Origin of the sequence: Streptomyces sp. NPDC021356 (assembly GCF_040641015.1) — a bacterium.
Classification (GTDB): Bacteria; Actinomycetota; Actinomycetes; order Streptomycetales; family Streptomycetaceae; genus Streptomyces.
Window position 1 is genome coordinate 1 of the sequence record NZ_JBFACU010000055.1, and the last position, 18,822, is coordinate 18,822.

Consider the following 18,822-nt stretch of genomic DNA (forward strand, 5'->3'; position numbering starts at 1 on the left):
ACGTCGGCGACCCCTAGGACCTCCGGTTCGAGGCGCTCGTCTCCTGCCCCACCGACTGGTGCGCGGGCCCGGCCGGTGGTTCACCTGGCGTGCACGGTGTTCGTCGCCTCGATCTTCTTCCACGACCTGGGCCGCGCCGGGGCCGCCGCCGGCGCCGTGGCGAAGGACGCCGCCCGCGCCGCGGGAGCGGCCGGCTTCACCGGCTGGAACAGCCAGGTGTCGAAGAGCGCGGCGAGCGGCTTGCCGGAGACCTGCTCGGCGTACTTCTGGAAGTCGGCCACGGAGGCGTTGCCGTAGGCGTGCTGCTGGGGCCAGCCCTTCAGCAGGGCGAAGAACGCCTTCTCGCCGATCGCGTTGCGCAGCGCCTGGATGGCGACGGCACCCCGGTCGTAGACCGCCGCGTCGAACTGGTCGTCCGGTCCCGGATCACCCGGCTTCACCGTCCAGAAGGCGTCGTCGGCCGGGTGGGAGGCGTACACGTAGTCCGCCAGTTCCTGCGTGGTGCCCTCGCCCTCGTGCTCGGACCACAGCCACTGCGCGTAGCGCGCGAAGCCCTCGTTGATCCAGATGTCCTTCCAGCCCTTGAGGGACACGCTGTCCCCGTACCACTGGTGGGCCAGCTCGTGCACGACGACGGACGTGTTCGAGCCGTTCGCGAACTGCTTCGGGCTGTAGTACACGCGGGACTGCGTCTCCAGCGCGTACCCGGTCGTCGTGTTCGGCACGTACCCGCCCGCCGAGCTGAACGGATACGGCCCGAAATAGCCGCTCAGCCAGTCGACGAGTTCTCCGGTCCGCTCCACGCTCGCGCGTGCCGCCCCGTCGTTGTCGCCGAGGTCCTTGCTGTAGGCGTTGAACACCGGGACACCGCCCTCGGACGTACCGGTGGTGATGTCGAACCTGCCGAGCGCCAGGGTGGACAGGTATGTCGCCTGTGGCTTGTTCTGTCGCCAGGTGTAGCGGGTCCAGCCCAGCTTCGCGGAGACCGACTGGAGGGTGCCGTTGGAGATCGCCTGCGTGCCGTCCGGCACCGCCACGGACACGTCGTAGGTGGCCTTGTCGCTGGGGTGGTCGTTGCTGGGGAACCACCACCAGGCGGCCTCGGGCTCGTCCGCCGCGACCGCGCCGTCCGGGGTGCGGTGCCAGGTGGTGAAGCCGTAGGCGCTCTTCGTGGACGGCACCCCGCGGTAGCGGACGACCACGGTGACCGGCGTGCCCTTGGCCAGCGGGCTCTTCGGCGTGATCACCAGCTCGTGCTGGCGCGCGGTGGTGAACGCGGCCTTCGCCCCGTCGACCCGCACCTCGCTCACGTCCAGCAGGAAGTCCAGGTCGAAGCTGGACAGGTCCTGCGTGGTCCGCGCCGAGATCGTCGCCGTGCCCTCCAGCTCGTCCGTCGCGGGCTGGTACGTCAGCCGCAGGTCGTAGTGGGAGACGTCGTAGCCGCCGTTGCCGTAGTCGGGGTAGTAGGGGTCGCCGATGCCCGGCGCGCCGGGGGAGTGGCTCGCGGCCGACGCCGGGATCGCCAGCAACAGGGAGGCCGCCGCCAGAGTGCCCGGCACGATGATTCTGCGGTGCACGTCAGCTCCAAGTCGTAGGGGAACGCAGTCTGTTCGGAGCCTATTGAGTCCCTGCCGACCCAGTCATGTCCATGGCCACTGCTGTCACATGATCGCCATTCGGCCGTCATGAGTGAAGCACTCCCGTGCGCTCCCGTGGGCTCCCGCGCACCCCGCGCCCCTGCGGCCCCTTCCGTCCCCTCCGCCCCGGCGACACGTCAGTTTCCCTCTTCTGCGCCGCAGTTGCCCCCTGTACCGTCCCGCTCATGCCGAACAGCATGCGCATGACGACCTGGAGAGCGCTCGCACTGGCGGTCATCGCCGTCCTGGCGACCGCTCTCCTCAGCCCCGCGGCGCACGCCGCCCCGAACGACGCCCGCACCCCGCGCGAGAGCCGGCCCGTCTACTCCTACACGGACGCCGTCCGCGAGTCCGTCTGGGTCGACACCGGCCTCGACGGCGACGGCGACGGCAGGACCGACCGCGTCGCCGCCGACATCGTCCGGCCCCGCGAGGCGGCCCGGCAGGGCCGGAAAGTGCCCGTGATCATGGACGCCAGCCCGTACTACTCCTGCTGCGGGCGCGGCAACGAGAGCCAGCTGAAGACGTACGACGCGAACGGCCGCGTCGTACAGATGCCGCTCTTCTACGACAACTACTTCGTGCCCCGCGGCTACGCCGTCGTCGGTGTCGACCTCGCCGGAACCAACCGCTCCGACGGCTGCGTCGACGTCGGCGGCCGCTCCGACATCCAGTCCGCCAAGGCCGTCGTCGACTGGCTGAACGGCCGCGCCCGCGCCTACACCACCCGCACCGGCTCCACCCCGGTCAAGGCCGGCTGGACCGACGGGAAGACCGGCATGATCGGCAAGAGCTGGGACGGCACCATCGCCAACGGCGTGGCCGCCACCGGCGTCAAGGGCCTGAAGACCATCGTGCCGATCAGCGCCATCTCCTCCTGGTACGACTACTACTTCGCCCAGGGCGCCCCGCTGTACGGCTCGGGGCCCGACTGGCTGTCCGACGCGGTGGAGAGCGACGCCGCCCACGCGCACTGCGCCGCCGTGCAGAAGAAGCTCGTCGACGGCGCCCCGCGCACCGGTGACCGGACCCCCCTGTGGACCGAGCGCGACTACGTGAAGGACGCGGCCAAGGTCAGGGCGAGCGTCTTCCTCGTGCACGGCATGCAGGACCTCAACGTGCGCACCAAGAACTTCGGCCAGTGGTGGGACGCCCTCGCCAAGAACGGCGTGCAGCGCAAGATCTGGCTCTCCCAGACCGGTCACGTCGACCCCTTCGACTTCCGCCGCGGCGCCTGGGTCGACACCCTGCACCGCTGGTTCGACCATGAACTCCTCGGCTACCGCAACGGCATCGACCGCGAGCCCATGGCCGACATCGAACGCCACCCCGACCAGTGGGTGACCTCCACCACCTGGCCGCCGCGCGGCACGGCGACGACCACCCTGCGTCCCGCGCCCGGCGCCAGGACCGGCGTCGGCACCCTCGGCCTGCGCCCCGCCCGCGGCACCGAGACGTTCACCGACGACCCGAAGCTGAGCGAGACCGACTGGGCCGCGCGGATCGACACCCCGACCCCCGACAAGGCAGGCTTCGTGACCGGGCCGCTCGGCCGCGACCTGCGGTTGTCCGGCTCCTCGCAGGTCACCGTGACCGCGACCCCGACCACCACGACGGCCCACCTGTCCGCCGTCCTCGTCGACCTCGGCCCCGACACCATCCGTGACTACGCCGACGCCGGTGAGGGCATCACCACCCTGGCCGACCGCACCTGCTGGGGCGCGAGCACGGCGGGCGACAGCTCCTGCTACAAGGAGACGGCGGCGAAGACGACCCAGGTCGGCTTCACGGTCCTCAGCCGCGGCTGGGCCGACCTCGGCCACCACACCCGCGACGGCAAGGGCGGCCCGCTCGTCCCGGGCAGGGCGTACCCGCTCACCCTGGACCTGGCGGCGACCGACCACGTCGTCCCCCGGGGCCACCGCCTGGCGCTGATCGTCGCGGGCACGGACAAGGACCTCATCGATCCGCCGTCCACCACCCCGACGCTCACCCTCGACCTGGCGCGCACCTCGGCCAGGGTCCCGCTGGTCGGCGGCGCGGCGGCGTTCGCCCGCGCCACCGCGGGCTCCCCGCCCGCCGGCGTCGTGACGCCGTCCGCCACGGCACCGCGGCCCCTGGACGGCGTACGGGTGCAGCGCACCACGCACCCGCTGCCCGGGCGGTGACACAGCGCACGGCCGGCCCCGCGGCAGGGCGCCGGACCAGCGCCGCGACCCGGGGCTGAAGCAGCCGCGAAGAGCGGTTCAGGCGGCCGGGAGGACCAGCCCGGCCGCCTGCCGCGCACACCCCCAGGCCACGGTGACTCCGGCGCCGCCGTGGCCGTAGTTGTGCACCAGCGCGCGCCCGTCCGAAAGCGCCGTCCGCTCCAGCCGCACGCCCGCGCGCCGCGCCGGGCGCAGCCCCACCCGGTGCTCCAGCACCCGCGCCCCGGCGATCTCGGGCCGCAGGGCCGCGCACCGCGCGACGATCCGCTCGGCCACCTCGGGATCCGGCTCCGTCGACCAGACGTCCTCCTCGGCCGTCCCGCCCAGGAGCAGACCGCCCGGCTGCGGGATGAAGTAGGTGGAGGACGCCGACACGTCGTCGACGGCGGTCAGCCACGTCGTGATCCCCGGGTTCTCCACGACGACCAGCTGACCGCGGACCGGGTGCACGCCCGGATCCGGTACGAGGTCGCGGGCGCCCAGGCCGGTGCAGTTCACCACCACCGGGGCGTCCACGGCGGCCAGGTCCGTGACCGTCCGCTCCTCCACCACGCCGCCCGCCGCCCGCAGCCGCTCCCCCAGCCACGGCAGATGAACCGACATGTCGACCAGCGGCAGCCGTGCCCACAGCGCGGTCCCCGCGTACTCCCCGGCATGCGCCGCGCGCAGCCCGGGAACCTGTGCCGCCCACGGCCCGAGCTGGTCCAGCCGGGTCCCCCCGTGCACCCCCTCGACCATCCGCACGCCCGTCTCCTGAGGGCGCGCGGCCAGCTCCGCGTACACGGCGAAGGAGTGCAGCGCCCAGTCGCCCACGAGCGTCGCCGGCTCGATCCGGTACGGCCACCACAGTCCCCCGGCGACGGCCGAGGCGGTCCGCTCGGCGGGCTCCCGCGTCCACACCCGCACCCGCCGGCCGCCCTCGGCCAGCACCACGGCGGTCGTCAGCCCGATGACGCCTCCGCCGACCACCACCACGTCACCGCTCGGTCCACCGTCCATACGGCGACCGTAGCGGACGGTGTCATGACCGGCTCACCCCACCCGCCCCGAACACCGCTGCGCCCGCGCTCCGCGCGGACGACGGGGGAAGCTCGGAACAGGCCCTAAAATCGGCGGTCTGATGACTGCCACCCTCGTCGCCAAGAACCTCGCCGCCGGGCACGGCGACCGCGCGCTGTTCTCCGGGCTCGACCTCGTCGTCGCGCCCGGGGACGTGATCGGTCTCGTCGGTGCCAACGGCGCGGGCAAGTCCACCCTGCTGCGCCTCCTCGCCGCGCTGGACCCGCCCGAGCAGGGCGAACTCACGCTCTCCCCGCCTACCGCGACCGTCGGCCACCTGCCCCAGGAACCGGAGCGCCGCCCCGGCGAGACCGTCCGGGAGTTCCTGGCCCGCCGCACCGGAGTCGCCGAGGCCCAGCGGGCGATGGACGACGCCACCCAGGCCCTCGTCGACGGCACCCTGGGCGCGGACGACACCTACGCGACCGCCCTGGAGCGCTGGCTCGGCCTCGGTGGTGCCGACCTCGACGAACGCGCCGAGGAAACCGCCGACTCGCTCGGTCTGGCCGTCGACCTGGACCAGGCGATGACGTCGCTGTCGGGCGGCCAGGCGGCCCGCGCCGGCCTGGCCTCCCTGCTCCTGTCCCGCTACGACGTCTTCCTGCTGGACGAGCCGACCAACGACCTCGACCTGGACGGCCTCGAACGCCTCGAACGATTCGTCACCGGCCTGCGCGCCGGGACGGTCGTCGTCAGCCACGACCGCGAGTTCCTCACCCGCACCGTCACCAAGGTCCTCGAACTCGACCTCACCCAGGGCCGCATCAACCTCTACGGCGGCGGATACGCGGCCTACCTCGAGGAACGCGAGGTGGCCCGGCGGCACGCCCGCGACGACTACGACGAGTACGCCGACAAGAAGGCCGCCCTCCAGGAACGCGCGCAGACCCAGCGGGCCTGGATGGACAAGGGCGTCAAGAACGCCCGGCGCAAGGCGGGCAACGACAACGACAAGATCGGCCGCAAGTTCCGCAGCGAGGCCAGCGAGAAGCAGGCCGCCAAGGCCCGCCAGACCCAGCGCATGATCGAACGCCTGGAGGTCGTCGAGGAGCCCCGCAAGGAGTGGGAGCTGCGCATGGAGATCGCGGCGGCCCCGCGCTCGGGCGCGGTCGTCGCCACCCTGCGCGACGCGGAGGTGCAGCGCGGCTCCTTCGCGCTCGGACCGGTCTCCCTCCAGGTCGACTGGGCGGACCGCGTGGCGGTCACCGGCGCCAACGGGGCCGGCAAGTCGACCCTGCTGGCGGCCCTGCTCGGCCGTCTTCCGCTGGACGCGGGCCACGCGTCCGTGGGCTCCGGCGTCCTGGTCGGCGAGGTCGACCAGGCCCGCCGCCTCTTCCACGGCTCCCAGTCGCTGCTGGACGCCTTCCGCGCCGCGGTCCCGGACACCGAACCGGCCGAGGTGCGCACCCTGCTCGCCAAGTTCGGCCTGAAGTCGGACCACGTGCTGCGCCCGGCCGCGACCCTCTCACCCGGCGAGCGCACGAGAGCCGCGCTCGCCCTCCTCCAGGGCAGGGGTGTCAACCTGCTCGTCCTGGACGAGCCGACCAACCACCTCGACCTGCCGGCCATCGAACAACTGGAGTCGGCCCTGGACGCCTTCGAGGGCACCCTCCTCCTGGTGACCCACGACCGCCGCATGCTCCAGGCGGTACGGACGACCCGTCGCCTGGAGGTGGCTGACGGCAAGGTGACCGAACACTAGTTCCGGTCTTCACGACACAACCCGGAACCTCCCCGGAGGCGCCCACAGGTGCCGCTGCCAGGGGGCCTTACACTCGGCAACCGTTGCCCGGCGGAGAGAAGCCGCGGACCAGGAAGCCGCAGACAGAAAGGCATGGTTGCCCATGTTCCAAGACGCCCCCATCTACCACCAGCTCGTCGCCGAGCGCGGTGACGTCCCCGCACGGGTCCGGGACGCGGCCACGAGCATACGGCGCGAACTCGACCAGGTGATGCGGACGGGGCAGCCGTCGGGCGCCTTCGGACCCGGTCCCGGCGCGCGCAACGCCTCCCCACGCCCGCATTCCGCGCTGCCGCCCGGCCAGAATCCGCGATAACGGCCCCGCCGGCGGCAGCCCGCCTGCTCGTGCGTCCCCGGCAGTGGCGCGCGCCGGACGGCGGACCGCCGCGACCACCGGGCCCGGCCCGCGCACCAGGCGCGGGCCGGGCCCGCGGTACGTCAGCGACGGCCCTTCTGCGAGTCCAGCAGACCGGCGCGGCGCAACGCGTCCGCCATGGCGCTGTTGCCCGGCGCGGGCGCCTGGCGCGAGCCCCCGCCACCGTTACCGCCGCCGCCCCCGCGGCCCTGCCGCTGCTGCGGCGGCCGGCCGCCGCGCCGGCCGCGCTCACCGCCGCCGCCCTGCCCCTCGCGGTCCTGCGGCGCCGCCGCGTCGTCCAGGCGCAGCGTCAGCGAGATCCGCTTGCGCGGGATGTCGACGTCCAGGACCTTCACCTTGACGATGTCGCCGGGCTTGACCACGTCCCGCGGGTCCTTGACGAAGGTCTTCGACATCGCCGACACGTGCACCAGACCGTCCTGGTGGACACCGACGTCGACGAACGCGCCGAACGCCGCCACGTTCGTGACCACGCCCTCCAGGACCATCCCCGAGGACAGGTCGGAGATCTTCTCCACGCCCTCCTTGAAGGTGGCCGTCCTGAAGGCGGGACGCGGGTCGCGGCCCGGCTTCTCCAGCTCCTTGAGGATGTCGGTGACCGTGGGCAGACCGAACGTGTCGTCCACGAAGTCGGCCGGCCGCAGCGAGCGCAGCACGCCCGTGTTCCCGACGAGGGAGGCCACCTCCTGGCCCGTGGTCTTCACCATCCGCCGCACCACCGGATACGCCTCCGGGTGCACGCTCGATGCGTCCAGGGGGTCGTCGCCGCCGCGGATCCTGAGGAAGCCCGCGCACTGCTCGTAGGCCTTCGGGCCGAGCCGCGAGACCTTCTTCAGCTGGGCGCGCGAGGTGAACGGGCCGTTGGCGTCGCGGTGCGCCACGATGTTCTCCGCGAGCGAGCCGGTCACGCCGGAGACCCGCGAGAGCAGCGGCACGGACGCCGTGTTGACGTCCACCCCGACACCGTTCACACAGTCCTCGACCACCGCGTCCAGGGAGCGGGACAGCTTCACCTCGGACAGGTCGTGCTGGTACTGGCCGACGCCGATCGACTTCGGGTCGATCTTCACCAGTTCGGCCAGCGGATCCTGGAGCCGCCGCGCGATGGACACCGCGCCGCGCAGCGACACGTCCATGCCGGGCAGCTCCTGGGAGGCGTAGGCGGAGGCCGAGTACACGGACGCGCCCGCCTCCGAGACCATCACCTTGGTGAGCTTCAGGTCCGGGTGCTTGCCGATCAGCTCACCGGCGAGCTTGTCGGTCTCCCGTGACGCCGTGCCGTTGCCGATGGCGACCAGCTCGACCGCGTGCTCCTTCGCCAGGCGGGCCAGCTTGGCGATGGCCTCGTCCCACCTGTTGGCCGGAACGTGCGGGTGGATCACGTCCGTGGCGACGACCTTGCCGGTCGCGTCCACCACGGCGACCTTCACCCCCGTGCGGAAGCCGGGGTCCAGGCCCAGCGTCGCGCGGGTGCCGGCCGGGGCGGCCAGCAGCAGGTCACGCAGGTTGGCCGCGAAGACGTTCACCGCCTCGTCCTCGGCGGCCGTCCGCAGCCGCAGCCTGAGGTCGATGCCGAGGTGGACGAGGATCCGGGTGCGCCAGGCCCAGCGGACCGTGTCCGTCAGCCACTTGTCGCCGGGCCGGCCGCGGTCGGCGATGCCGAAGCGGTGCGCCACCGTCCCCTCGTACGACGACGGTCCCTCGGTGGCCTCCTCGGGCTCCAGGACGAGGTCCAGGACCTCCTCCTTCTCACCGCGCAGCATCGCGAGGATCCGGTGCGAGGGAAGCTCGGTGAACGGCTCGCTGAAGTCGAAGTAGTCGGCGAACTTCGCGCCCGCCTCCTCCTTGCCCTCGCGCACCTTCGCGGCCAGCCGCCCGCGCACCCACATGCGTTCGCGCAGTTCGCCGATCAGGTCGGCGTCCTCGGAGAACCGCTCGGTGAGGATCGCCCGGGCCCCGTCGAGCGCGGCCTGCGCATCGGCCACCCCCTTGTCCGCGTCGACGAAGGCCGCCGCCGCGGCCGACGGCTCCACGCCCGGGTCGCCGAGCAGGCCGTCCGCCAGCGGCTCCAGGCCCGCCTCCCGCGCGATCTGCGCCTTCGTCCGCCGCTTCGGCTTGAACGGCAGGTAGATGTCCTCCAGCCGGGCCTTGGTCTCGGCGCCCCGGATCCGCGCCTGGAGTTCGTCGGTGAGCTTGCCCTGCTCGCGCACCGAGTCCAGGACCGCGGCCCGCCGGTCCTCCAGCTCCCGCAGATAGCGCAGCCGCTCCTCGATCGTGCGCAGCTGCGCGTCGTCGAGCGTCTCCGTCGCTTCCTTGCGGTAGCGGGCGATGAAGGGCACCGTCGAACCGCCGTCGAGCAACTCCACGGCGGCTCTGACCTGCCGCTCCCTGACGCCGAGCTCCTCGGCGATCCTGCCTTCGATGGACCCTGTGAGGGGTGTCGTCACGATCCCGTACCGCCTTCTCCACTTCGGGTTGCGCCGCAATTGTGGCAGGCGGCACCGACATCCGGGGAGCAGGGCGGGGCCCGGCGGGGCGCGTCGCCGGCGAGGGCCCCGCCGTCCACCGGCCGGCGGCCCCGGCGGGTGCATGGCCGAAAAGGTGGGAAATCCGTCGTTGCGGCCGGCCGCGGGGGCGCCAAGAATCGAGGCCATGGCGCAGCGAACCGTTCTCGTCGTCCTCTTCGACGGCGTACAGAGTCTGGACGTCACCGGTCCCGTGGAGGTCTTCGCCGGAGCGGAGAAGCACACCCCGGGCACCTACCGCATCCGTACGGCCTCCCTGGACGGCGGCTCCGTGCGCACCTCCAGCGGTCTGGCCCTCGTACCGGACACCGCGCTCGCGGACGCGCCCGCGCCGCACACCCTCCTCGTCCCCGGCGGCGAGGGCACCCGCCGAGGCGATCCGCGCCTGGTCGAGTGGGTGCGCGGGCACGGGCCGCGTGCTCCCCGTCTGGTCTCGGTGTGCACCGGCGCGATCCTGCTGGCCGAGGCGGGCCTGCTGGACGGCCGCCGGGCCACCACGCACTGGGCGTACTGCGCGAAGCTCGCCCGGGACCACCCGGCGGTGCGGGTCGACGCCGACCCGATCTTCGTACGGGACGGCCACGTGGCCACCTCGGCCGGCGTCACCGCGGGCATCGACCTGGCCCTCGCCCTCGTGGAGGAGGACCTGGGCCGGGACGCCGCACTGACCGTCGCCCGCCACCTCGTGGTGTTCCTGCGCAGGCCGGGCAACCAGGCGCAGTTCAGCGCCCAGCTCACCGCCCAGACGGCCCACCGCGACCCTCTCCGGGACGTCCAGCAGTGGATCACCGAGCACCCGGCCGGCGACCTGGGCATCGAGGCGCTCGCCGCCCGTGCCGCGCTCTCCCCGCGCCACTTCGCCCGCGCCTTCCAGGCCGAGACGGGCACGACCCCGGGCCGGTACGTCGACCGGGTCCGCCTCGAACATGCCCGGCGCCTGCTGGAGGACACCGCCGACGGCATCGCCGGGATCTCCCGGGCCAGCGGCTACGGCACGCCCGAGGCCATGCGGCGCGCCTTCCTGCGCACGCTCGGCACCTCACCGGCGGAGTACCGGCGCCGCTTCCGCCCGGCCCCGGCCACCCCCTGACCGGAGGCCACCGCACCCACCGCACGCCCGGTCGACCGAGCGAACCACCGAAGGGAAGCCCATGCAGATCGCCATCCTCCTCTACGACCGCTTCACCGCGCTCGACGCCGTCGGGCCCTACGAGACCCTGGGCCGCCTCCCCGGCGCGGACACCGTGTTCGTCGCCGAGCGGACCGGCCCGGTGCGCGCCGACACCGGGAACCTCGCGCTCACCGCCGACCGCACCCTGGCCGACGTGCCGTCCCCCGACGTCGTGGTCGTCCCCGGCGGCCCCGGGCAGACGCCCCAGATGGAGAACGGCACGCTGCTGGACTGGCTGCGCACCGCCGACGCCACCAGCACCTGGACCACGTCCGTGTGCACCGGCTCCCTGCTGCTGGCCGCCGCCGGGCTGCTCCGGGGCCGCCGCGCGACCTCCCACTGGCTGGCCCTCGATCAGCTGGAGACCTTCGGCGCCGAGCCCACGGGGGAGCGGGTGGTCGTCGACGGCAAGTACGTGACCGCCGCCGGCGTCTCCTCCGGCATCGACATGGGGCTCACGCTGCTCGGCCGGATCGCGGGCGACGAGACGGCCCAGGCCGTCCAGCTCCTCACCGAGTACGACCCGCAGCCGCCCTACGACGCGGGATCCCCGCAGAAGGCACCGGCCCACCTGGTGGAGAAGTTCCGCGCCGACAGCCGCCACCTGTCCTAGGCCGCGGCCCGGTCGGGGGCCCCTACCCGACGCTCCACGTGAAGCGCGGGGCCCTGCGCTGAAGGAAGGCGGCGACGCCCTCGGCGGTGTCGCCGCTGCCGCGCGCCTGGGCGGTCCAGTGGGCGTCCCGGTCCGTGCGGCCGTCCGCGAACTCCTTGGCCGCGGCCTGGGTCAGCTGGGAGCGTGCGGTCAGGACGCGGGTGAACTCCGCCACGCGCTTGCCGAGTTCACCCTCGGGCAGCACCTCGTCGACCAGCCCGGCGCCGAGCGCGCGCTGCGCGTCGATCAGTTCGCCGGAGAAGAGCAGGTACTTGGCGCGGGCCGGCCCCACCAGGGACACCAGCCGCCGGGTCGCGGAGGCGGGATAGACGATCCCGAGTTTCGCCGGGGTCACCCCGAACAGCGCGCCCTCCTCCGCGAACCGCAGATCACAGGCCGCCGCGAGCTGCGCCCCGCCCCCGACGCAGTGCCCGCGCACCGCGGCCAGGGTCGGCTTGGGGAAGGCGGCGAGCGCCTCCTCGGCGAGCACGGCCAGGTGCTGCGCCTCCTCGGGCGACTCGAGCAGCGTGGAGATGTCCGCACCGGCGCAGAACGTCCCGTCCGCGCCCGTCAGCACCAACGCCCGTACGCCCGGGTCGGCGGCCAGGCGGTCGAGGAGCGGCGGCAGCGCCCGCCACATGCCGGCCGTCATGGCGTTGCGCTTGGCCGGGTGGTGGACGACGACGGTGGCGACCGCGTCGGTCACGTCGTGCAGCAGCTGCGGCTCCATGGAGCGGATGCTATCGGCCCGAGAGGGTGTTCGATCGTGACCGGGGGCGCCCGTGGAACCCGTACAACCCGAAAAGTTCGCAAACAGGGCGCGGGCCGACCAGAACCGGTCGAGTTTGCTGCAACGGGTGACAGAAACGCTCGGAAAGGGCTGGGAACCGGCTGACTTGCGTTCAGTTCTTCGGGTCGCGCGTCGCGGTACCAACACTCGTCGTGTGGTGACAATCGAGCGCGAGGGTGGCGACCGGACGATGGACAACCACGGGCGCGGGGACGGCCCGCGCCCAGCAGGCGGCACGGCGGCCCCCCTGCACGGCGCACCGCCGCCCCCGCTGCCGTACGAGGGTGTCTGGCGGTTCACCGCGCCCGCCGTCGACGCCTCCGTCCCGCAGGCCCGGCACGCCGTGCGCGACCTGCTGCTGCGCCAGGGCGTACCGGCCTCGGGCGACCTGGTCCACGGCCTGCTGCTGATCGTGTCCGAGCTGGTCACGAACGCCGTCCGGCACGCGGCGGTGCTCTCCCCGATGCTCGCCGTGGAGGTCGCCGTCGGCGCCGAGTGGCTGCGGGTCTCCGTCGAGGACGGCCACCCCTACCGGCCGACCGCACTGGAGACCGACCACGGCCGGACCGGAGGGCGCGGGCTGCTGCTCGTGCGCGAGATCGCCCGCGAGGCGGGCGGGGCCTGCGACGTCGAGCACACGGCGAGCGGCGGCAAGGTGATCTGGGCCGCCCTGCCGCTCACCCCCGCCGTCCAGAGCTCCTAGGAGAACCGCGCGCACCCTTGCCGGCTCACCAGCCCGCGGGGCCGGTCAGCTCCCTGACGGCCGGACGGGCCGCGTCCAGCACGGTCATGAACCACGCGGAGAACGGGTCGCGCGCGTGCCGCTCGGCAAGCTCCTCGGGCGCCACGAAGGCGGTGGCGCCGACCTCCTCCGGGTCGGGCCGCAGTGGCGACTGCACCAGGCCGACGAAGAGGTGGTTGAACTCCTGCTCCACCAGGCCCGACGCCGGGTCCGGGTGGTTGTAGCGGACGGTTCCCGCCTCGGCCATCAGGGTCGGGGAGACCCCCAGCTCCTCGTACGTGCGCCGGGCCGCCGCCGCGAAGGGCGCCTCGCCGGGGTAGGGGTGACCGCAGCAGGTGTTGGACCACACACCGGGGGAGTGGTACTTGCCGAGCGCCCGCTGCTGGAGCAGCAGCCGGCCCTGCTCGTCGAAGAGGAACACGGAGAAGGCGCGGTGCAGCTGCCCCGGCGGCTGGTGCGCGGCGAGCTTCTCCGCGGTGCCGATCGTCACGCCGTCCTCGTCGACGAGTTCCAGCAAGATCGCGTCCGCGGTGCCGTTCGACGAGCTGTGCGTCGCGGTGGCAGGTGTGATCGGCATACCCATCCTTCGCATCGGTCCTCGAGCCCCAAGTCTGCCGCACGAAACCGGCACTCCCGGCACCTCCCGGCGTACCGCATGTCCTCGCGCCGGGCGGGGACACGGCTCTCGCCGGGCGGTCACCGAAAGGGGACCCGGTGACTGATCGTGCCCTGCCTGGCGCCGCCGGAACCGTCCGGGCACCCTGGCGGACCGGGGGCCGCGAGGGCGCTCAGTGGCACAGACGCGCCTCGTGCTCGGCGTGCCCGCCGGGCTCCAGCTGGAAGGTGCAGTGCTCCACGTCGAAGTGGTGGCCGAGGCAGCCCTGCAGTTCGTGCAACAGTTTTTCGTGACCGATGGCGCTCAGCACCTCGGTACTGACCACCACGTGCGCGGACAGTACCGGAAGACCCGAGGTGATCGTCCAGGCGTGCAGGTCGTGCACGTCCTCGACGCCGTCCAGTGCCAGGACGTGCGCCCGCACCTCGTCCATGTCGACGTTCTTCGGGGCGGCCTCCAGGAGCACGTCCAGGGTCTCGCGCAGCAGCTTGACCGTGCGCGGCACGATCAGCAGGCCGATGGCCAGCGAGGCGATCGGGTCGGCGGCCTGCCAGCCGGTGAGCAGGATCACCGCCGCCGAGATCATGACGGCCAGCGAGCCGACCGCGTCCGCGGCCACCTCCAGGAACGCGCCCCGCACGTTCAGGCTCTCGCGCTGGCCGCGCATCAGCAGCGTCAGCGAGACCGAGTTCGCCACCAGGCCGATCAGACCGAACACGATCATCAGCCCGCCGTGCGTCCCGGCGGGCGCGACGAACCGCTGCACCGCCTCGTACAGGACGTACCCGCCGACACCGAGCAGCAGCAGACAGTTGGCGAGCGCGGCGAGGATCTCGGCGCGGGCGTAGCCGAAGGTGCGGTTCCCGCTCGGCGGGCGGTTCGCGAAGTGGATGGCGAGCAGCGCCATGCCGAGCCCGAGGGCGTCCGTCGCCATGTGGGCGGCGTCCGCCACCAGCGCGAGGGAGTCGGCGAGCACGCCGCCGACGATCTCGACCACCATGACGGCGAGCGTGATCGACAGGGCGACGCGCAGCGTGCCGCGGTGCGCGGCCGCCGCCGTGCCGGTGGCGCCGTGCGCGTGCCCGTGGTCGTGACCGGCCCCCATCAGCCTCTCCGTCCTCGTGGGTCCCGCCCGGATCCCGGCCCGGGCGGGACCAGTCAACTACGGGTGGGGGGTATGGGGCAACGCGGCACTGAACACCGTTGTCATGTGCCCTGACCTGCGCAAACGATCCGCAGGTCAGAACGTTTCGGCAGGTTCCGCGCGCCGCGTGTCGGGGCTGCGAGGCGCGGCGCGGCGCACGGGCCGCGGGGTACGGGGGGCAGGGCGCCGGGAACACGGGGACCGCAGCGCCCCGCCATCCGCTGCCCCGCCACCTGCCACCTGCCGCCGGTCGTCCGACGCGATCGTTCGAGGTGATGGTTCGGGGCGATCGTCTGGGGCGAATGCCCGATCTGGTACGGAGTTTGTGGCCCGGCCCCCGGATCACCGATGATGATCTCGGCGCAGGCTGTGGTCAGATGACGTTGATCGGCCCGTGAACGGGTGGTGAACGCGGGCTTCCCGGCATCCGATAGCCTCTGCCGACATGCCGCCCGGCCGCCCCGGGGCAAGCGGCACCCCTCCACCATGCACATGACCGGCGCCCACGCGTCGGCACCAGGGAGTGAGTTCGGTTGTCGACCGCCATCCTCACCGGCCAGCCGGTCCCCGGATCGTCGATCGAGGCCGATCTGCGGTCCCTCGGCTTCGACGTGCGGTTCGCCGAGGACGTCGGTGACGCCGAGACCCTCCTCGCCCGGGTACCGGGCGAGGAGCGGGTCGCCGTCGTCGACGCCCGGTTCGTCGGGCACACGCACGCCCTGCGCCTCGGCCTGACCGACCCCCGCTTCCCGCTCGCCGCCGTCCCCGGCGCCGTCACCGCGCAGCCCACCGGCCGGCAGGCCCTGACCCGCGCGATGGCCCGCGAGAACTCCGCCGGCGGCGGCACGGCGCTCGCCGTGGACAGCGTCGCCGACCGGGTCGTCGACTCCCTGCACGCCGACGGCGCCGACGTGCACCACCCCGAACTCGGCAGCCTCGTCGCCGTCGTCCCCGCCGACCCCCAGGACCGCAACGAGGCCCGGCAGGCCGTCGCCGCCGTCGACGACGAGGCCGTCCGCCTGAAGTCGGCCGTCAAGGCCCGCGACGGGTTCTTCACCACGTTCTTCATCAGCCCGTACTCGCGCTACATCGCGCGCTGGTGCGCACGCCGCGGCCTGACCCCCAACCAGGTCACCACCGCCTCCCTGCTCACCGCGCTCATAGCGGCCGGCTGCGCCGCCACCGGCACCCGCGGCGGCTTCGTCGCCGCCGGCGTGCTGCTCATCGCCTCGTTCGTCCTGGACTGCACCGACGGCCAGCTCGCCCGCTACTCGCTGCAGTACTCCACCCTCGGCGCCTGGCTGGACGCCACCTTCGACCGGGCCAAGGAGTACGCGTACTACGCCGGACTCGCGCTCGGCGCGGCCCGCGGCGGGGACGACGTGTGGGCCCTCGCGCTCGGCGCCATGGTCCTGCAGACCTGCCGGCACGTCGTCGACTTCTCCTTCACCGAGGCCAACCACGACGCCACCGCCAACACCAGCCCCACCGCCGCCCTGTCCGACAAGCTCGACAGCGTCGGCTGGACGGTCTGGCTGCGCCGCATGATCGTCCTGCCCATCGGCGAACGCTGGGCCATGATCGCCGTCCTGACGGCCGCGACCACCCCCCGCATCACCTTGTACGTCCTGCTCGTCGGCTGCGCCTTCGCGGCGACGTACACGACCGCCGGACGCCTGCTGCGCTCGGTGACCCGCCGGGCCACCCGCACCGACCGCGCGGCCCAGGCGCTCGCGGACCTCGCCGACAGCGGCCCGCTCGCCGAGGGCCTCGTCCGTGCGCTGCGCGGCCCCGCCCGCAAGCTGCCCGGCATCACCGCGCCGGCCGTCGCCCTGCTCGGCGGCATCGCCGTTCTCGCCTGCTCCGCCCTGACCGGCTTCGGCGGCTTCTGGCCGGTCGTCGGCGCCCTGGTCTACGTCCTCACCTCGGCGCTCGCCGTCGCCCGCCCCCTCAAGGGCGCCCTGGACTGGCTGGTCCCGCCGTTCTTCCGAGCCGCCGAGTACGGCACCGTGCTGGCCCTGGCCGCCCGCGCCGACGTGAACGGAGCCCTTCCGGCGGCTTTCGGGCTGGTGGCGGCCGTCGCCTACCATCACTACGACACGGTGTACCGCATCCGCGGCGACGCCGGAGCGCCGCCGGCCCGCCTGGTGCGCGCCATCGGGGGGCAGGAGGGGCGGACGCTGCTCGTCACCGTGCTGGCGGCGCTGCTCACCCTCGCGCAGTTCAAGGCCGCGCTCACGGTCCTCGCCGTGCTCGTGGCCCTGGTGGTGCTCGCCGAGAGCATCCGCTTCTGGGTGGCCGCCCACAAGGGCGGCGCGCCCGCCGTACACGACGAAGGAGAACCCGCATGATCGGCCTCGTGCTGGCGGCAGGCGCCGGACGGCGCCTGCGTCCCTACACCGACACCCTGCCCAAGGCGCTGGTGCCGGTCGGGCCCGCGGGCATAGAGGACGGCTCCGACGGGCTCACCGTCCTCGACCTCACCCTCGCCAACTTCGCCGAGATCGGCCTGACCGAGGCGGGCGTCATCGTCGGCTACCGCAAGGAGGCCGTGTACGAGCGCAAGGCGGCCCTGGAGCAGAAGTACGGCCTGAAGCTCACCCTCATCGACAACGACAAGGCCGAGGAGTGGAACAACGCCTACTCCCTGTGGTGCGGCCGTGACGCCCTCAAGGACGGCGTGATCCTCGCCAACGGCGACACCGTCCACCCGGTCTCCGTGGAGAAGACGCTGCTCGCCGCCCGCGGCGACGGCAAGCGGATCATCCTCGCCCTGGACACCGTCAAGCAGCTCGCCGACGAGGAGATGAAGGTCGTCGTCGACCCCGCCACCGGTGTGCGGCGCATCACCAAGCTGATGGACCCGGCCGAGGCGACCGGCGAGTACATCGGCGTCACCCTCATCGAGGGCGAGGCCGCCGCCGACCTGGCCGACGCGCTGAAGGCCACCTTCGAGCGCGACCCCCAGCTCTACTACGAGGACGGCTACCAGGAGCTGGTCGACCGCGGCTTCCGCATCGACGTGGCACCGATCGGCGACGTCGACTGGGTCGAGATCGACAACCACGACGACCTCGCCAGGGGACGGGAGATCGCGTGCCGGTACTGACGCGGCTCATCCCGTCGCCGGTCGCCGTCGACATCCGCCGGGGGGCACTCGACGACCTCGCCGTGATCCTCTCCGACCAGCGGATCTCGCCCTCGGGCCGGCTGGCCTTCGCCATCAGCAACGGCTCAGGACGGGTGCTGCGCGAGCGGTTCGCCCCGGCGTTCCCCGGCGCCGACTGGTTCGAGGACGCCGACGGCACCATCGACGGCGCGGTCAGGCTCGCCGACTCCATCAAGAAGGCCGGCCGCTACGACGCGGTGGTCGGCCTCGGCGGCGGCAAGGTCATCGACTGCGCCAAGTACGCGGCGGCCCGCGTGGGCCTGCCGCTGGTCGCGGTGGCCACCAACCTGGCCAACGACGGGCTGTGCTCGCCGGTCGCCACCTTGGACAACGACGCGGGCCGCGGCTCGTACGGCGTGCCCAATCCGATCGGCATCGTCATCGACCTCGATGTGATCCGTGAGGCACCCGTCCGTTACGTCCAGGCCGGCATCGGCGACGTGATCTGCAAGATCTCCGCCGTGGCCGACTGGGAACTGTCGCACCGCGAGACCGGCGAGAAGGTCGACGGCCTCGCCGCCGCGATGGCCCGCCAGGCCGCCGAGGCCGTGCTGCGCCACCCCGGCGGCATCGGCGACGACTCGTTCCTCACGACACTCTCCGAGTCGCTGGTGCTGTGCGGCATCTCCATGTCGGTGGCCGGGGACAGCCGCCCCGCCTCGGGCGCCTGCCACGAGATCAGCCACGCGTTCGACCTGTGCTTCCCCAAGCGCAGCGCGCTCCACGGCGAGCAGTGCGGCCTCGGCGGCGCGTTCGCCACGCACCTGCGCGGCGACACGCAGACGGCCGGGCTGATGGCCGAGGTGCTGCGCCGGCACGGGCTGCCGGTGCTGCCGCAGGACATCGGCTTCACGGTGGACGAGTTCGTCCGCGCCGTGGAGTTCGCCCCCGAGACCCGGCCCGGCCGCTACACGATCCTCGAACACCTCGACCTCAAGACCGACCAGATCAAGGACGCCTACGCCGACTATGTCAAGGCCATCGGTAGCTGAA

Annotated in this window: 15 protein-coding genes; 9 read left to right on the forward strand and 6 right to left on the reverse strand. The window is 73.1% G+C overall.

All coding sequences use genetic code 11. The annotated features are described in order from the left end of the window. Positions 1–80: 80 nt before the first annotated feature. Positions 81–1,577, reverse strand: a complete 1,497-nt coding sequence (locus AB0G56_RS39030) for a M1 family metallopeptidase (protein ID WP_360980088.1) — start codon at positions 1,575–1,577, stop codon at positions 81–83. A 245-nt stretch (positions 1,578–1,822) separates the two neighbouring features. Here AB0G56_RS39030 and AB0G56_RS39035 point away from each other — a divergent pair, with 245 nt between their 5' ends. Continuing rightward, the gene (locus tag AB0G56_RS39035; protein WP_360980091.1) at positions 1,823–3,805 is read left to right on the forward strand and encodes a Xaa-Pro dipeptidyl-peptidase; all 1,983 of its coding nucleotides are present in this window, start codon (positions 1,823–1,825) and stop codon (positions 3,803–3,805) included. A gap of 78 nt (positions 3,806–3,883) precedes the next feature. Here the strand turns inward: AB0G56_RS39035 and AB0G56_RS39040 are convergent, their stop codons facing one another. Further along, positions 3,884–4,843 carry an FAD-dependent oxidoreductase gene (locus tag AB0G56_RS39040; protein WP_360980093.1) on the reverse strand — a complete coding sequence of 320 codons (960 nt, stop codon included), beginning with the start codon at positions 4,841–4,843 and terminating at the stop codon, positions 3,884–3,886. A gap of 121 nt (positions 4,844–4,964) precedes the next feature. On the opposite strand from AB0G56_RS39040, the gene AB0G56_RS39045 reads away from it, so the two are divergent. Together AB0G56_RS39045 and AB0G56_RS39050 are read left to right on the forward strand one after the other, a co-directional pair. Beyond that, positions 4,965–6,605: an ABC-F family ATP-binding cassette domain-containing protein gene (locus AB0G56_RS39045; RefSeq protein ID WP_360980096.1), complete on the forward strand. Its 1,641-nt coding sequence runs from the start codon at positions 4,965–4,967 to the stop codon at positions 6,603–6,605. 142 nt (positions 6,606–6,747) lie between these two features. After that, the gene (locus AB0G56_RS39050; RefSeq protein WP_360980099.1) at positions 6,748–6,960 is read left to right on the forward strand and encodes a hypothetical protein; all 213 of its coding nucleotides are present in this window, start codon (positions 6,748–6,750) and stop codon (positions 6,958–6,960) included. Between the two features lie 122 nt (positions 6,961–7,082). Here the strand turns inward: AB0G56_RS39050 and AB0G56_RS39055 are convergent, their stop codons facing one another. Next, positions 7,083–9,467 (reverse strand): Tex family protein, encoded by a 2,385-nt coding sequence (locus AB0G56_RS39055; RefSeq protein ID WP_360980101.1) that lies wholly within the window; start codon positions 9,465–9,467, stop codon positions 7,083–7,085. Between the two features lie 205 nt (positions 9,468–9,672). Between AB0G56_RS39055 and AB0G56_RS39060 the strand changes: the two genes are divergently transcribed. Both AB0G56_RS39060 and AB0G56_RS39065 read left to right on the forward strand, forming a co-directional pair. After that, positions 9,673–10,635 carry a GlxA family transcriptional regulator gene (locus AB0G56_RS39060; RefSeq protein WP_360980104.1) on the forward strand — a complete coding sequence of 321 codons (963 nt, stop codon included), beginning with the start codon at positions 9,673–9,675 and terminating at the stop codon, positions 10,633–10,635. 61 nt (positions 10,636–10,696) lie between these two features. Then, a complete protein-coding gene (locus AB0G56_RS39065; protein WP_360980107.1) occupies positions 10,697–11,329 on the forward strand; it encodes a DJ-1/PfpI family protein in 633 nt (210 codons plus the stop codon). A 22-nt stretch (positions 11,330–11,351) separates the two neighbouring features. Here the strand turns inward: AB0G56_RS39065 and AB0G56_RS39070 are convergent, their stop codons facing one another. Then, on the reverse strand, positions 11,352–12,098 hold the full coding sequence (locus tag AB0G56_RS39070) for an enoyl-CoA hydratase/isomerase family protein (RefSeq protein ID WP_360980110.1): 747 nt from the start codon (positions 12,096–12,098) through the stop codon (positions 11,352–11,354). Positions 12,099–12,348: 250 nt separating this feature from the next. On the opposite strand from AB0G56_RS39070, the gene AB0G56_RS39075 reads away from it, so the two are divergent. Further along, positions 12,349–12,861: an ATP-binding protein gene (locus AB0G56_RS39075; RefSeq protein ID WP_360980161.1), complete on the forward strand. Its 513-nt coding sequence runs from the start codon at positions 12,349–12,351 to the stop codon at positions 12,859–12,861. A 25-nt stretch (positions 12,862–12,886) separates the two neighbouring features. Here AB0G56_RS39075 and idi read toward each other — a convergent pair whose 3' ends face one another. Further along, the gene (gene idi, locus AB0G56_RS39080; RefSeq protein ID WP_360980113.1) at positions 12,887–13,477 is read right to left on the reverse strand and encodes an isopentenyl-diphosphate Delta-isomerase; all 591 of its coding nucleotides are present in this window, start codon (positions 13,475–13,477) and stop codon (positions 12,887–12,889) included. Between the two features lie 211 nt (positions 13,478–13,688). After that, a complete protein-coding gene (locus AB0G56_RS39085; protein WP_360980116.1) occupies positions 13,689–14,621 on the reverse strand; it encodes a cation diffusion facilitator family transporter in 933 nt (310 codons plus the stop codon). 572 nt (positions 14,622–15,193) lie between these two features. On the opposite strand from AB0G56_RS39085, the gene AB0G56_RS39090 reads away from it, so the two are divergent. The 3 genes from AB0G56_RS39090 to AB0G56_RS39100 are packed head-to-tail and all read left to right on the forward strand — an operon-like array spanning position 15,194 to position 18,821. Beyond that, positions 15,194–17,011, forward strand: coding sequence for a DUF5941 domain-containing protein (locus tag AB0G56_RS39090; RefSeq protein WP_360980119.1), 1,818 nt, complete (start codon positions 15,194–15,196; stop codon positions 17,009–17,011). Continuing rightward, positions 17,008–17,769, forward strand: coding sequence for a phosphocholine cytidylyltransferase family protein (locus AB0G56_RS39095; protein WP_360980122.1), 762 nt, complete (start codon positions 17,008–17,010; stop codon positions 17,767–17,769). Before AB0G56_RS39090 ends, AB0G56_RS39095 begins: the two co-directional genes overlap by 4 nt. Then, positions 17,757–18,821, forward strand: a complete 1,065-nt coding sequence (locus tag AB0G56_RS39100; protein ID WP_360980125.1) for an iron-containing alcohol dehydrogenase family protein — start codon at positions 17,757–17,759, stop codon at positions 18,819–18,821. Before AB0G56_RS39095 ends, AB0G56_RS39100 begins: the two co-directional genes overlap by 13 nt. The last annotated feature ends 1 nt before the right edge of the window (position 18,822 follow it).